The following is a 13,558-nucleotide window of genomic DNA, read 5'->3' on the forward strand; positions in this document are numbered from 1 at the left end:
TGCCACAGTATCCCGCGGCAGCATTCGAGAGCCTAGCAAAAACTGCTGGCCTACCCTTTCGGCCCGATCATCTGCTCGGGGCGGACGACCTTGTCGAAGGTCTCGGCGTCCACAAAGCCCAGCGCAATCGCCTCTTCCTTGAGCGTCGTCCCGTTCTTATGCGCGGTCTTCGCCACCTTGGTCGCGTTGTCGTAGCCGATGGTCGGCGCGAGCGCCGTGACCAGCATCAGCGACTCTTTCATCAGCTTGTCGATGCGCGGCTCATTGGCCTGAATGCCCAAGAGCATCCGTTCGGTAAAGCTGTCTGCCGCATCGCCCAAAAGCTGGATGGATTGCAGCAGGTTGTAGGACATCATCGGGTTGTAGACGTTCAGCTCGAAATGCCCTTGAGAACCTGCAAACTTGATCGCCGCGTCGTTGCCCATCACATGCGCCGCCACCTGGGTCAGCGCCTCTGCCTGCGTCGGGTTCACCTTGCCGGGCATGATCGACGATCCCGGCTCATTCTCCGGAAGGATCAATTCACCGAGACCCGAGCGCGGACCAGAGCCCAAGAGGCGAATGTCGTTGGCGATCTTGTAGCAGGACCCCGCCACGGTCGCCAAAGCGCCCGACATGAAGACCATCGCGTCATGCGCCGCCAGCGCCTCGAACTTGTTGGGCGCCGTCACAAACGGCAGGCCAGTAATCTCGGCCATATTCGCGGCAACCGTCTCGCCCCAGCCATGCTTGGTGTTAAGCCCTGTGCCAACAGCCGTGCCACCTTGCGCCAACTCGTAAATGCCCGGCAAGCACGCTTCGACCCGTGCAATACCCTGACGGATTTGATGCGCGTAGCCGGAAAACTCCTGCCCAAGAGTCAAGGGCGTGGCGTCCTGTGTATGCGTCCGCCCGATCTTGATGATGTCCTTGAACTCTTCTGACTTTTGCTCAAGCCCCGACGCTAGCTTTTCCAACCCCGGCATCAGCACATCGCGCACCATCATTGCCGTTGCGATATGCATCGCGGTCGGGAACGTGTCGTTCGAAGATTGCCCCATATTGCAATGATCGTTGGGATGCACCGGGTCTTTCGATCCGATAACGCCGCCCAGAATTTCAATCGCCCGGTTCGCAATCACCTCGTTGGAGTTCATGTTCGACTGCGTCCCCGATCCCGTCTGCCAGACGACCAGCGGGAAGTTGTCGTCGAACTTGCCGTCGATTACTTCGCCCGCCGCCTGAATGATCGCATCGGCCAGACGCGGGTCCAGATCACCCGACGCCTTGTTCGCCTGCGCGCAGGCTTTCTTGATCACGCCCAGCGCGCGGACAATCGCAACCGGCTGCTTTTCCCAGCCGATCGGGAAATTCATGATCGACCGCTGCGTTTGCGCGCCCCAGTACTTGTCGGACGGAACCTCGAGCGGGCCAAAACTGTCGGATTCGGTGCGGGTCTGCGCCATGCGAGCCTCCTTCGGTATACGGTTGCATGCCGTTTACCCGCCCCCAATGCGCGAGGCAATTGTCAAACTGGCGCAGGGCTATTTGCGGAAGGTGTCGAGGCTCACCACATCCGCGTCTTTGCGCGGCTCGCTGCCCTTGTCCTCGGTGGCCGCCGGGCTTGGCGTGACCTCGGTCACAGCGCGCGGCGCCGGGACAAGTGCGGTCTCTTCTTCGCCATCGTCGTCGGTGCTTTCAAAGCGCAGGCCGAATTCGACGGACGGATCGACAAAGGTCAGGATCGCATCGAACGGAATATAAAGCCGCTCCGGCGCATCCCCAAAGTTCAGCGTCACCGCGAACCCGTCTTCCGAGACCTCCAGATTGTCGAACCAGTGTTGCATCACCACGGTCATTTCGCCCGGATAACGGTCGGACAGCCAATCGGCGATCTCGACATCCGGGTGACCCGTGTCGAAGGTGATGAAGAAATGATGCTCCCCCGGAAGACCGTCCTTCTGCACATCCTCAAGAACGGCGCGGATCAAACCGCGCATCGCCTGATGCATCAGGCTTCCATAATTGATGCCAGTGGTCATGTCGGATATCCCCCGAGTCGCCCTCAATCATATTGCATCGGTCCGAAAACAAAAGACCGGGGCTGACCCAAAGTCAGCTTCCGCCCATTGTATCGTCAGAACAGTACCTGAGAGATTTCGCGCAGCACTTTGCGGCGGATCGCACGCGCGTAGTCACGGTGCCCGCGCGCCGTTTCGACAAAGCCGTTAGCCGTAATCACATTGCGGGTGTAGAAATTGGTGATCGCCACACCGAGGCCTTCGATGGCGAGCCCGTTCACCGTCACCCCTTCCCGTTCCGCCAGGCGGCGAAATCGGGTCACTTCTCCTCCCGCGTTCGGTGTCCCGTCACCGGACATGTCGATCACCCGGCGCGCGCAATTGGGGCCGCGGTCGAAATGCTCAAGCGCGGTCGACATCGCCTCGGCCGGCGCGGTGTTCGACATCACGAAAGCCCGTGGAAGCCGTTGCACGGCGTTGGCGAAGAGTTGCACGTGGCTCTGGCTCAGCATCTGCGTCCAGTCGAGGCTCACCTCCTGCGCATCCACGCCCGACCACTGTATCACACTCAGCGCGACCTGATCGCGAACGAGGATCTCTGCAATCTCAGGATCCCGCAACGCGGCGGCAAGACCATCGACCTGCAACCGGTACTCCCCGGGATCGACGGATTGCGAGACATCCATGGCAAGGATAAGCGCCGTACGGCAAGCGAGCGCCGGTTGAGCCAGAAACAGACAAACGAAGAGAACACGCCACAGCATCGCGTTATTCATGACGCGGCAATCTCCAGCGTCAAGCGAAAGCCGTTCGATCGCAAGCAACGATTGAGCGCTTCGAGAAGCTAGACGGGACTGCTTCAGGCGCTGAGCGTCACGAAAGATTCCGAATGCGCGTAATACGAACTTGACGGTGCGCGCCCTGCCACTGGACGTTCAAACAGCGCAACCGGAACCGGGATGCAGTCTTTCGCCATATCGGCCCTTTCCTCGTAAAGACGGCGCATCTCGTTGAGCAACGGTCGCTGGTCATTGGCAAAGCCAACAGACGCAAGCGATAGCTCGCTGCGCGCAAAGCCTTGTTTAGTGGCACGATCGCAAATCTCGAAAACAAGCGATCCGGGAAAGCGTTCTTTGACGGCAAGCGATGGCATGCCAACCATGTGCTGACCAAACAGCATAAGGAACAAAGCCGCAGCAGTGGCACGATCACAGGACGGCTGTCTGACAACCCAATGCAGCAAGGCCACGTTTCCGGGGATGTCGTAATTCAATTCGTTCAACATCTGATGCCACAGGTCCGGGTCCGGCGCTTTTTCCTGCCACGCAAGAAATGTTGGATCCGTTGTCTCGATGGTTTGAGGCCCCGCGTCCGCACGACGTCCGGCGGCTTCGTTTTGAACAAACGCCCGCATGATGATGACACTCCCGGCCAATGGCGAGCCAAATGGGTCGTTTAGGCGGGCTTGGCACGTGTCGTCCAAAAGCTCCCGTGCCATGTCGTCCATATCCCGAAACTTGAAAAGACCGTAGGCAGTTTCTGCCACACGTGGGTGATCCGACATGATGTCCAGAATGGACCCGGCATCCGCACAAAGAATGTCATGCAAAATCGCGCATGCCTTGCGTTCGCCTTGGGTCAGGTGATGAACGCCGGGCGCGTCCAACAGGGCGTTTTTGCTGTTCTCGCGGCGTACGAAGCGCACGGCAAATGCCATCAGGTAATCTGCCCGCCCAGAGGCCTGATTTGAGATGACGGACACCTTGCCCTGCCGCAAAAACGTGGACAGACCCTTTGGTGTCTCAAGCGCCTTGCGCCCTTCCTCGTAAGCGATCTCCCGAGCGGTTTGCATGAAGCTCAAGTCCTGAATGAATACACTTTGGCTTCTGTTTTCACACGGAAAATCAGGCGAAGACTTGGCTCCAATTGGATTTCTTCTGGAAAATCATACCAGTCCGCAAAATGCGGAGTTTTAAAGCAGGACGCGTTTGAATGAAAATGCAGGCTTCTGTTGCCAGGTGCCTGCGAACCCCGCCTGACGCTGCTAGGCCTCAGGGCTTAAGTTTCGGTAACTCCGACTGCTTACGCAGCCATTGCGACCGGAGCATGGTTGTCATTTGCAACTATACTATTTGAACCGATAACGGTGGTATCTCACCGAGACAAAGCAGACGTCTTTAGACGTTCGTCGATCCTGTTTCGGCCCCATGTTCCTGCAAATGACAGGGTATCTGGTGGAGCCGCCGGGTACCGCCCCCGGGTCCGAGCCGCTTATTACACGCGCGTTTATGTCCATAGTCCCCTTGCGGGAACACATCGAATATCGGTGTTCCAACGCCGGATTTCAAGCACGATACGCATCCGGAACGCCTGAATTTTCTCTGTCCGACCGCACTTGCCAAACCGGCCCGCACGTCGGAAGCTGGCAATCGGCAACCACAGGAGCGCGATAATGTCGGACACGCAGACCGTATCCTTCACCCAGATGAAAGACGGGACCAAGGAAGACTATGAACTGCTCGACGAACTGGAGAAGCCCTATATCGCGCTGGCCCCGGACCGCATTCTGGAAGAGCTGCGCAAGCAGGACGATCCCGCCCATAAAGGTTACAAGATCACCCGCGCCCAGCACGGGCTTCAGGCCGCAACACGCGCGGAAGAGGACGGCGCCGATATCGACTGGATCGTCGGGGCGCTACTTCACGACGTTGGCGACGGCCTCGCGCCCCGCAATCACGATCGCTTCTCGGCCGAAGTCATCCGTCCCTACGTGCGCTGGGAAGTGGCTTGGACAGTGGAACATCACGGCATCTTCCAGTCCTTCTATTACGGCCACCATTACGGCTGGGACCGCAACGCGCGCGACAGGTTCAAGGCGCATCCGTGCTTCCAATCCTGTGCCGACTTCTGCGAACGCTGGGACCAGTCATCCTTCGACCCCGACTACCCCACCAAACCGCTTGAGCATTTCGAACCCCTGGTGCGCGAGGTCTTTGCCCGCAAGGCCTACGATCCGGAGGTGATCCGCGAAGGCGTTGTCGTCGGACTGCCGTAAGCGCGTTTCGCTCGCATCTCGGCGCTTGAACTGACAGGCTGTCTCGGGAAACCTGTACCCGATAGCACGAAAGGGATGCACCTCGATGCAAACACGCCCCTTCTCCGCCAAGGCAGGCCAGACGATCTTTCGTCCCGGTGAGGAATGCCCCGGCTTTCTTGACCTCAAGAAAGGCTCGATCCGTGTCATGCTGACCGGGGCTTCGGGGCGGGAAGTCGTGCTCTACCGGGTACGGCCCGGAGAGGTTTGCCTGCAAACCTTTTCCTGCCTTGTCGAAGGGCACGCATACGGCGCAGAGGGCATTGTCGAGGCGGATGTGGAGGCCGATCTGATCCCGGCATCCCAATTCCGCGAGGCGCTCGAATCCGATGCCGCGTTCCGGCACAAGGTACTGAACTCCGTGGCCCTGCGGTTCTCGGAGTACCAGCAACTGGTCGAGGATGTGGCACTCACCGCCTTTGACGCCCGGTTGGCGAAGGTCCTCCTGCGTCTCGCGGACGACCAAGACATCGTCCATGCCACCCACACCGCACTTGCCGCCGAAACTGCGTCAGGGCGCGCCTATGTCACCCGACGGCTGGCGGTCTTCGCGCGGAAAGGCGTGGTCGAACAGCTGCCGGACGGCATCGCCATCAGGGAAAAGCGTGCCTTGGAACAGATTGCCGCAGATCCGCGGTGACAGAGTCACCGTCAGACTGCCCAATCGCTTGTTAAGGTCTCCTCAATGACATGAAAGGAGATACTCATGACCAAGAACGAAGGCACTCTCGACCGCACCCTCCGCGTGATTGTTGGACTTGTCCTGCTCTCACTGGTGTTCATCGGCCCGCAGACCTATTGGGGCCTGATCGGCCTTGTCCCGCTGGTAACGGGCCTGATCGGCTCCTGCCCGGTCTACTCACTTCTGGGCATCCGGACCTGCCCGATGAAAAGCTGAGACATCCCAGTAGGTCGGACATATTTGTCCGACCTGCGTCCAAACACGAGGCGCGCTGATAGCACGCAAAACTGCTCCGGTGCACGCATCGGGGCTTGAAGCTATGGATATCCGTGTCCGACCGTGATGCCGCTGCAGTCTTTCTCCGCCGCGATAACCATCGACGGACGAGATCGCATTTCGCCGGTCGGCCGCCCCCGTTCTCGGGAAGGTTCGAACGCGGTCAGAGGTTGGCGAGGATCAGCCACGCAGCGAACACCGCTTCGAACAGGAAGTAGAGATGCGCCTTTGGGTAAGGCGGTTTGTCCAGGACCAGCGACAACGCCCGCCCGGCGCCCGCGCCGAGATACACAAAACCCAGCATCGCGTAGGCCCAGGGTTCGCTGAGCCACAGGCAGGCCGCGCCGACCGCCATGAACATGCCCCCCGCCGAAGCGCGCAATTCAGACAGTCCCATCGTCGTGTCGCCGGTCTTCAGATCAAGTACGCCGGCGGTGTAGCGCGGTGCAAGAAACCCGAACGCGCCCAAGGCGATGCTCAGAACTGCGGCGATGATGTTGAGAATGTCGACCATGAAGCCCTCTTTGCGATGTGTGCACAACCGACCACATAGCGCGCGGTTCCCGCAAACCAGCAAACAATTGGCGCATAGCATAGCTGGTGCTACAGTCTGCAAAACAACCGAGCAGTCAGATACATGCCCGCCCCGCCCAAAGTCGTGCGCCGCCGCAAGGTGTTTTATCTCCCCGGATACGACCCGTTTCCGGCGCGGCGTTACCGGGAGCTTTACAGGACCGAGGGCGCAAAACAGGCCGAGATCTCAGAGTATGGCCTGCGCGTCGAAGCCGCGGGCGATGACGGGGCCTATAGCTGGCGGGCTTCCGGGGTCTTCGACGGTGTCCGCGTCGAGTCCGAATTCGAGGTCCTGACGTGGTCGGACATCGTACAGGACAGCATGTCGAACTCGATCCCCGCCACCTATTGGCAACTCATCCGCACGAGTTGGACCTACATCGCGTCCGGAACCTTGCGGCGTCTCGCCCTGCTGCCAAAAGGGCCGCTGATCGCCGCGCTTTACCCGATTGCCGTTCTCCTGCTGCAATTGATCGCCGCGCTTCTGGCGGCGCATCTTGTTGGCTGGACGCTCAGCACCGTGTTTCAGGCTCTGGTGCTCTGGGCGCTTGGCGAAGGTGCCATCGCGCGATGGGGACAGGCCTTGTTGTACTGGACACCATTCTTCGTGATCGCCGTGCTGGTCTTGCGGTGGTTCCGGGCGCAGGACCACAAGCTCTATACCTATTATCTGATGCATGACTACGCCTTTTCGGCCGGGCGGAAGGGCGCGACGCCACCTGCGCTGCAGCAAAGGCTGGACGACTTTCGCGCGACCATCGCCATAGCACTTTTGCAGGATTATGACGAGGTTCTGGTCGTCGGTCACAGCTCTGGTGCACATCTTGGTGTGTCGATCCTTGCCGATCTTCTGCGCGATCATCCGACCCTGCCGTCGCGCCCGGCTCTGTCGTTTCTGAGCCTGGGGCATGTGATCCCGATGGTGTCGTTTCTGCCCAAGGCCTACAAGCTGCGCACCGATCTTCGGTTCCTGTCACAGCGCGACGAGATCACCTGGGTCGATGTCACCGCGCCCGGGGACGGATGCTCCTATGCGCTTTGCGATCCGGTGGCCGTGACCGGCTTGGAGACGGCGGAAAAGCGATGGCCGCTTGTCTTCTCGGCGCAGTTTTCGCGCACCATGGCCCCCGAACGCTACGAAGCGCTGCGGCGGAAGTATTTCAAGCTGCATTTCCAGTATCTTTGCGCGTTCGAGCAACCACTGGACTACGATTACTTCCAGATCACCGCGGGGCCTTTGACCTTGGGCACGCGCTACGCGGACCGACCGCCGTCGAAAAGCCGGATCGACGTGCCGGTGTCGAAATACACCTCGACCGGGCCATGAGACCGCCAAAACCGAAATCCCGCCCCGACCGCGTGTCGCTCTGGCGCTATATGCGGCTCTTCCGCCAGGACATTCTCTCGGCCCAGCCGGAACGCCTTTACGGCGCGTGGATGGCAGAGTTCCGCACACCGTTTTTCCGCTCCTACCTCGCCAACGACCCCGAGCTTTTGCGCGTCATCCTGAAGGATCGCCCGTCTGACTTCCCGAAGTCGAACCGCATTGGCGAAGGCTTGCGCCCGCTTCTGGGCAAATCCGTCTTCCTGACAAATGGACCGACATGGGAGCGGCAACGCCGGATCATTGACCCCGCATTCGAACGCGGTCGGTTGGCCCACAGCCTACCCGCCATGTGGGACGCGGGCGAAGCGATGGTTGCCCGCGTGCTGGATCACATCGGCACGGGCGAAAAGATCGAGATCGAGATCGAAGAAATCGCGAGCCATGCCGCCGCCGACGTCATCTTTCGCACGCTGTTTTCGATCCCCATCGAAGACAAGATTGCCAGCGAAGTCTTTCACGAATTCCGCCGCTACCAGCGCGCGCAACCCATCCTCAACCTCGCCGCCTTCGTGCCCCTGCCCCGGTGGCTTCCCCGTTTCCATCGCTCCGACACCAAAGCCGCGGCGCACCGCATTCGCACGTTGATCACCGACCTGACCAATCGGCGCATGCAGGAGATCCGGAACTGTACCGCGCCACACGATCTGGCGACACGAATCATGACGACCCGCGACCCCGAGACCGGAGAGACCTTCACCGTCGATGAAATGGTCGATCAGGTGGCGATCTTCTTCCTCGCCGGTCACGAAACCAGCGCCAGCGCCCTCGCTTGGGCGCTCTATCTCTGCGCGACGAATGGGAAATGGCAATCAACCATCGCGAAGGAGGCGCAGGCCCTAACCACGCCGACAGACGTCAAGCGCCTCACCCTCAGCCGCGACGTGTTTCGCGAAACCCTGCGTCTTTACCCGCCGGTGCCTATGATGGTGCGCGAAACCACCAAGCCCGAGACGTTTCGCAAACGCGCCATCCCGAAAGCCGCGCAACTGGTGCTCAGCCCATGGCACCTGCACCGTCACACTCGGCTTTGGGACGACCCGGATGTCTTCGACCCAGCGCGCTGGCAGATGCCGGAAAGCAAGCCCTCCATCCGCGACGCCTACATGCCGTTCAGCACCGGCCCCCGCGTGTGTCCCGGCGCGGGGTTCGCGATGGCCGAAGGGCCGCTTTTGTTGTCGATGATGCTGCGGGCGGTGGAATTGTCTCCGGTCACCGGCAAAACTCCCGAACCAGTCGCCCACCTGACAGTGCGGGCGCGTGACGGGATTTGGCTTGGTGCAAAGCCGCGAGATACCGCAGCATCAAAAGATGCGGCATCCGCAACCGGTTAGCGCTAAACCCCTGTGGCCCCACTATCTTTCTGAAAGAACCTGCTCTACCACAGCCTCAGGATGACGCGTCAACTTGGGGAAGACAGATGACCAACTCGGCCATGGCAGAACGCATCGCAACCGGCGCAGGCTTTATCGCAGCGCTTGACCAGAGCGGCGGATCGACCCCCAAGGCACTGAAACTCTACGGTATCCCCGAGGACGCCTACAGCAGCGACGAAGAGATGTTCGGCCTGATCCACGACATGCGCTGCCGCATCATGACCGCGCCGGACTTCACCTCGGACAAGGTGCTTGGCGCAATCCTGTTCGAACGCACCATGCGCGATACGGTCGAAGGCATCCCGGTGCCCACCTACCTTTGGGAAAACCGCGGCATCGTGCCGTTCCTCAAGATCGACAAAGGACTTGAAGACACCGAGAACGAGGCGCAGGTGATGAAGCCGATGCCGGGGCTGGACGCGCTTCTGGCGGATGCGAAATCGCTTGGTGTTTTCGGCACCAAGGAACGCTCCGTGATCCACGCGGCAAACCCGGACGGGATCAAGGCGGTGGTGTCGCAACAATTCGAAGTGGCCAAAACCGTGTGTGCCGCAGGGCTTGTTCCGATCATCGAACCCGAGGTGGACATCAACAGCCCCAGCAAAGCCGAGGCTGAAGCGATCCTGAAACAGGAAATTCTGTCCGAACTCAGCGCCTTGGACGCGTCAGAGAAGGTGATGCTCAAACTGACGATCCCGTCGGAAGACGGCCTATATATGGATGTGGCCGATCACCCCAACGTGCTGCGCGTCGTGGCTCTCTCCGGCGGTTATACCACCGACGACGCCTGCGCGCGTCTGTCACGGAACCCCAAGATGATCGCCAGTTTCTCGCGCGCATTGGCGGAAGGTCTGTCGCACCAGCAGACAGACGCAGAATTCAACGCCGCTCTTGGCAGCAACATCAACAAGATTTTCGAAGCGTCGAAGTAACCTGAAAATTCAGATACTACGGAGATTGATGCAGCGCACGCCTATGACCGGGGCTGGCCCGCATAGGTGATCCGCCGCAAGACCCATTCGAAAGGCCCAAGCCGCATCTGCGTCCTCCACCCCGCGAGGAGCACGATGAGCAGCAGCGTCACAGCGATGGCGATACCCGTCGCCGTGCCACGCCCGACCTCTTCCCAGTGACCAAGACCGTACGCGGAAAAGATGGTCGACAAGAGGATGGACTGACCAAGATAGATGCTCAGGCTCGACCCACCTGCGGCTAGAACCCGTTCCATCACCACCCCGCGCGTTCGCGAGACAGCCGCGATCACGCCAAGGTAGCCAAGCGTCGCCACCGGAGCGATGGCGATGGTCAACGCCGCCCCCGGCACAGTCGCACCCCACTGCCATAGCGCTGATCCAATGAGGCTAAGCGCCAACCCGGGCAGAAAGCACCACCGGCGCGCGCGGTGCCAGAGGGGATGATCCGACTGATCGATCATTCCGGATTTCACCGCAGCCAGCCCAAGGCAGAACCACCCAAGCGCCGACACCCCCTGCGCGATCAACCCGCCGGGCATCACAAAGGCAAACCCGATCGTCCGGAACACAACTGCATCGATGAAGCCGCCTTGGGACAAGGCCGCGCGCTCGAACTCAAGGAAGTCGGGCGGTATCTCTGCCGGAGCAAGAAGCAGCGGCACGCCGATCACGACCTGTACGATCAAGAGCATGGCCCCCACCCGGACAAGACGGCGCACCGTCCAGTCGCGGAACAGGTACAAAATCGACCCCGTGATCGCGTAGATGACAAGGATATCGCCCGGAAAGAACAGGCAGCCGTGCAAAACACCCAAGAGCAGCAGACCCAGCATGCGGTTGCGATAGACTTTGCCGAAGGCAAGGCCCCGCCGCTCGGCCGAGCGCATCAGGAACCCAAGTCCGACCCCGAACATGAAGGAAAAAAGACCATAGGTCTTGAGCAAGGCCACACCATTGACCAGCCACAGGGTCACGGCGTCAGCGGTTGTCTCGGCAATCGGATCGGTCAGACCATGCAGTGCCGAAAACGCGATGAACTGAACATTGACGACCACGATCCCGAACAACGCGAAAAGGCGAAGATAGTCCGGCATCAGGGCCCGGTCAGAGGCTGCCATGATGTTTCCCGGTAAGGTTGCGCGGAACGCTACCCGGCCTTTTTCAGTTCTTCAACTGTCGACCCGTAACCGCCGCCTTCGACATATCTGAGTTCCTGCGGGGTCGAGTGCCGCGACAGTGCGTCGTTGCGATAGGGGAAGCGACCGAAACTGCGAATGACCTCACGATGCGCGCGGGCGTGCAGAAGGTTGCTCTCGCCTTCTTTCGGCATGCGCTCCAGCATCAGCCGCACACAGCGGTCCTGATCGCAAAGGTTTTCCGAGTGCATGAGCGGCATATAGAAGAACTGGCGCGCGGGTTCGTCGATCTTCATGTCCCAGTTCTTGCCGATCGCCTGCTTCGCGGCGGCGAGGGCGAACTTGTCCGACGCAAAGGCTTTGCCCGTGCCACGAAACATGTTCCGCGAAAACTGATCCAACAGGATGATGTAGGCCAGTGTACCGCTGGGATAGGTCAGCCAGAGCGCGTAGCGACCTTCCATGGCGCCATTCCAGGCCGCTTCGAACCGGTCGCGGATCTGCTGGTCAAGGTCGTCTGACGCCTTGTACCACCGTTCTGGCCCGATCTCGTCCAGCCAGAATTCCAGAACATCTTCAGGCGTGACCATGGCGTGTACTCCAGACTATCGCGGCCTTCCAACAAGGTATGAACGCTAAACAAGAAAATGTAGGTCAGACAGTCACATTTAATGTCAGGGCCGACACACGGCGCGAGCGCGGCCTTTCGGCCACGCCCCTATGCGGCGGATGACCTGTCCTTGTCTTCCGCCAAATGGGCCTCTGCTTCGGCTTCGGCGGTTTCGATCGCCCATTCCTGCGCCACCTCCATGGAAACCGGCGTCGCGGTCGGCATCATTGTCTGGTAGGCGCTTGTTTCATCCACCGTGGGTGCCGGGCGCTGGGTCATCCGGTAGATCGCGTAGGCCGTCAGCAGCAGCAGAACCACGGACAGAAGGATGAAGAACCCCGGCGGACCGAACGCTTGCATGGCGTAGCCAATGACCAGAGGTCCGGCGATGGCCCCCAACCCGTTCACAAACAGCAACCCGGCCGAGGCCGCCGCCATATCTTCGTGCTGCAGGAAGTCGTTGGTATAGGCGATGAGCAGGGAATAAAGCGGGTTCGACAGCCCTCCGATCAGGAAGGCCGACGCGAGCAGGATGTAATAGTTCCCGCCGAACAGCATCCCCGTGAGCGAGGCCAGCCCCGCGATCCCCGCCGAAATCGCCACCAGAACGCGCCGGTCGGACCGGTCCGAAATCCAGCCAATCGGATACTGGAACAGCAGCGCGCCAACGTAGAACGCGGCGGTGAAGAACGGGATCTGACCAAGGGTGAGACCCGCCTGGGTCGCGTAGACCGCAGCCATGCCGAACTGCGCGGCAAAGACGCTGCCCATCAGGAACATGCCGACAAACCCAAGCGGTGACGTGTGGAAGAGTTCGCGTAGGCTCATCGGCTTCGTGCTCTCGAAGGCCGGTGTCGGCGAGATCGACAAAAGGATCGGCGCAAAGGCGATGGAGACGAGCACCGACGGCACGATGAACAGAAGGAATCCGGACGGGTCCGGCAACACAAGCAGCCCCTGCGCGATGATCACGCCCAGCATCTGCACGATCATGTACGCCGAAAGCGCCTGCCCGCGCGTTTCATTGGTCGACGCGTTGTTGAGCCAACTTTCCGCCGTCACGTAGACGCCGCAGAAGCAGAACCCGATTACCACGCGGCCCAGTACCCAGGCCATTGGGTCCTGCACGGAAGGGAACAGCAGCAGCGCGGCGGATACAAGCGATCCAAGCGCAGCAAACACCCGCACGTGGCCCACGCGCCGGATCATGTTTGGCGTGACGCGGGACGCGATGAGGAAGCCCGCGAAATACGCCGACATGACGAGCGACATCTCAAGCGACGAAAAGCCCAGACCGGGACCGCGCACACCGAGAAGCGAGCCCTGCAAACCGTTGCCAAGCATCAGAAGAAGCATGCCGAGCAACAGCGGCCAGGACGTTTTGAAAACGGTAATCATCGCCGGGCCTTTCCCGTTGAGGCTGCGCGCCACGTCGCATGGTTTCAATCCCGGC

At 60.4% G+C, this 13,558-nt stretch carries 14 protein-coding genes and 1 other RNA gene; 6 read left to right on the top strand and 9 right to left on the bottom strand.

What is annotated here, in order from left to right; all coding sequences use genetic code 11:
* Positions 1-50: 50 nt before the first annotated feature.
* The 5 genes from fumC to ssrA all read right to left on the bottom strand — a co-directional run bounded on the left by fumC (position 51) and on the right by ssrA (position 4,352).
* Positions 51-1,445: a class II fumarate hydratase gene (fumC, locus tag BUA42_RS14405; protein WP_072778929.1), complete on the bottom strand. Its 1,395-nt coding sequence runs from the start codon at positions 1,443-1,445 to the stop codon at positions 51-53.
* A 78-nt stretch (positions 1,446-1,523) separates the two neighbouring features.
* Positions 1,524-2,021 (bottom strand): SspB family protein, encoded by a 498-nt coding sequence (locus BUA42_RS14410; RefSeq protein ID WP_072778931.1) that lies wholly within the window; start codon positions 2,019-2,021, stop codon positions 1,524-1,526.
* A 95-nt stretch (positions 2,022-2,116) separates the two neighbouring features.
* Positions 2,117-2,764 (bottom strand): DUF1194 domain-containing protein, encoded by a 648-nt coding sequence (locus BUA42_RS14415; RefSeq protein WP_072779342.1) that lies wholly within the window; start codon positions 2,762-2,764, stop codon positions 2,117-2,119.
* Positions 2,765-2,859: 95 nt separating this feature from the next.
* Positions 2,860-3,852 carry a DUF4274 domain-containing protein gene (locus BUA42_RS14420; protein WP_072778932.1) on the bottom strand — a complete coding sequence of 331 codons (993 nt, stop codon included), beginning with the start codon at positions 3,850-3,852 and terminating at the stop codon, positions 2,860-2,862.
* A 145-nt stretch (positions 3,853-3,997) separates the two neighbouring features.
* Positions 3,998-4,352: a transfer-messenger RNA gene (ssrA, locus tag BUA42_RS14425) on the bottom strand.
* Between the two features lie 100 nt (positions 4,353-4,452).
* Between ssrA and BUA42_RS14430 the strand changes: the two genes are divergently transcribed.
* The 3 genes from BUA42_RS14430 to BUA42_RS14440 all read left to right on the top strand — a co-directional run bounded on the left by BUA42_RS14430 (position 4,453) and on the right by BUA42_RS14440 (position 5,992).
* Positions 4,453-5,055 carry an HD domain-containing protein gene (locus BUA42_RS14430; RefSeq protein ID WP_245819023.1) on the top strand — a complete coding sequence of 201 codons (603 nt, stop codon included), beginning with the start codon at positions 4,453-4,455 and terminating at the stop codon, positions 5,053-5,055.
* 85 nt (positions 5,056-5,140) lie between these two features.
* Positions 5,141-5,734: a Crp/Fnr family transcriptional regulator gene (locus BUA42_RS14435; protein ID WP_072778933.1), complete on the top strand. Its 594-nt coding sequence runs from the start codon at positions 5,141-5,143 to the stop codon at positions 5,732-5,734.
* 66 nt (positions 5,735-5,800) lie between these two features.
* On the top strand, positions 5,801-5,992 hold the full coding sequence (locus BUA42_RS14440) for a YgaP family membrane protein (RefSeq protein ID WP_072778935.1): 192 nt from the start codon (positions 5,801-5,803) through the stop codon (positions 5,990-5,992).
* Between the two features lie 223 nt (positions 5,993-6,215).
* On the opposite strand, the gene BUA42_RS14445 is transcribed toward BUA42_RS14440, so the two are convergent.
* Complete coding sequence (locus BUA42_RS14445) at positions 6,216-6,566, bottom strand: DUF4345 family protein (RefSeq protein WP_072778936.1); 351 nt, start codon at positions 6,564-6,566, stop codon at positions 6,216-6,218.
* Between the two features lie 123 nt (positions 6,567-6,689).
* Between BUA42_RS14445 and BUA42_RS14450 the strand changes: the two genes are divergently transcribed.
* The 3 genes from BUA42_RS14450 (at position 6,690) to BUA42_RS14460 (ending at position 10,317) form a co-directional block, all read left to right on the top strand.
* The gene (locus BUA42_RS14450; protein WP_072778938.1) at positions 6,690-7,952 is read left to right on the top strand and encodes a hypothetical protein; all 1,263 of its coding nucleotides are present in this window, start codon (positions 6,690-6,692) and stop codon (positions 7,950-7,952) included.
* Positions 7,949-9,343, top strand: coding sequence for a cytochrome P450 (locus BUA42_RS14455; RefSeq protein WP_072778939.1), 1,395 nt, complete (start codon positions 7,949-7,951; stop codon positions 9,341-9,343). The genes BUA42_RS14450 and BUA42_RS14455 overlap by 4 nt, the downstream gene beginning before the upstream one ends.
* Before the next feature lie 86 nt (positions 9,344-9,429).
* Positions 9,430-10,317 (top strand): fructose bisphosphate aldolase, encoded by an 888-nt coding sequence (locus BUA42_RS14460; RefSeq protein ID WP_072778940.1) that lies wholly within the window; start codon positions 9,430-9,432, stop codon positions 10,315-10,317.
* 41 nt (positions 10,318-10,358) lie between these two features.
* Here BUA42_RS14460 and BUA42_RS14465 read toward each other — a convergent pair whose 3' ends face one another.
* The 3 genes from BUA42_RS14465 to BUA42_RS14475 all read right to left on the bottom strand — a co-directional run bounded on the left by BUA42_RS14465 (position 10,359) and on the right by BUA42_RS14475 (position 13,503).
* Positions 10,359-11,477: a DUF418 domain-containing protein gene (locus tag BUA42_RS14465; RefSeq protein ID WP_072778942.1), complete on the bottom strand. Its 1,119-nt coding sequence runs from the start codon at positions 11,475-11,477 to the stop codon at positions 10,359-10,361.
* 29 nt (positions 11,478-11,506) lie between these two features.
* Positions 11,507-12,085 (bottom strand): DUF924 family protein, encoded by a 579-nt coding sequence (locus tag BUA42_RS14470; protein ID WP_072778943.1) that lies wholly within the window; start codon positions 12,083-12,085, stop codon positions 11,507-11,509.
* Between the two features lie 128 nt (positions 12,086-12,213).
* Positions 12,214-13,503 carry an MFS transporter gene (locus BUA42_RS14475; RefSeq protein WP_072778944.1) on the bottom strand — a complete coding sequence of 430 codons (1,290 nt, stop codon included), beginning with the start codon at positions 13,501-13,503 and terminating at the stop codon, positions 12,214-12,216.
* Positions 13,504-13,558 lie beyond the last annotated feature (55 nt).

Origin of the sequence: Marivita hallyeonensis (assembly GCF_900129875.1) — a bacterium.
Lineage (GTDB): Bacteria > Pseudomonadota > Alphaproteobacteria > Rhodobacterales > Rhodobacteraceae > Marivita > Marivita hallyeonensis.

Excerpts from the sequence above, each read along its gene's own strand:
- fumC (WP_072778929.1), bottom strand. The coding sequence starts at position 1,445 with ATGGCGCAGACCCGCACCGAATCCGACAGTTTTGGCCCGCTCGAGGTT.
- BUA42_RS14410 (WP_072778931.1), bottom strand. The coding sequence starts at position 2,021 with ATGACCACTGGCATCAATTATGGAAGCCTGATGCATCAGGCGATGCGC.
- BUA42_RS14415 (WP_072779342.1), bottom strand. The coding sequence starts at position 2,764 with ATGCTGTGGCGTGTTCTCTTCGTTTGTCTGTTTCTGGCTCAACCGGCG.
- BUA42_RS14420 (WP_072778932.1), bottom strand. The coding sequence starts at position 3,852 with ATGCAAACCGCTCGGGAGATCGCTTACGAGGAAGGGCGCAAGGCGCTT.
- BUA42_RS14430 (WP_245819023.1), top strand. The coding sequence starts at position 4,453 with ATGTCGGACACGCAGACCGTATCCTTCACCCAGATGAAAGACGGGACC.
- BUA42_RS14435 (WP_072778933.1), top strand. The coding sequence starts at position 5,141 with ATGCAAACACGCCCCTTCTCCGCCAAGGCAGGCCAGACGATCTTTCGT.
- BUA42_RS14440 (WP_072778935.1), top strand. The coding sequence starts at position 5,801 with ATGACCAAGAACGAAGGCACTCTCGACCGCACCCTCCGCGTGATTGTT.
- BUA42_RS14445 (WP_072778936.1), bottom strand. The coding sequence starts at position 6,566 with ATGGTCGACATTCTCAACATCATCGCCGCAGTTCTGAGCATCGCCTTG.
- BUA42_RS14450 (WP_072778938.1), top strand. The coding sequence starts at position 6,690 with ATGCCCGCCCCGCCCAAAGTCGTGCGCCGCCGCAAGGTGTTTTATCTC.
- BUA42_RS14455 (WP_072778939.1), top strand. The coding sequence starts at position 7,949 with ATGAGACCGCCAAAACCGAAATCCCGCCCCGACCGCGTGTCGCTCTGG.
- BUA42_RS14460 (WP_072778940.1), top strand. The coding sequence starts at position 9,430 with ATGACCAACTCGGCCATGGCAGAACGCATCGCAACCGGCGCAGGCTTT.
- BUA42_RS14465 (WP_072778942.1), bottom strand. The coding sequence starts at position 11,477 with ATGGCAGCCTCTGACCGGGCCCTGATGCCGGACTATCTTCGCCTTTTC.
- BUA42_RS14470 (WP_072778943.1), bottom strand. The coding sequence starts at position 12,085 with ATGGTCACGCCTGAAGATGTTCTGGAATTCTGGCTGGACGAGATCGGG.
- BUA42_RS14475 (WP_072778944.1), bottom strand. The coding sequence starts at position 13,503 with ATGATTACCGTTTTCAAAACGTCCTGGCCGCTGTTGCTCGGCATGCTT.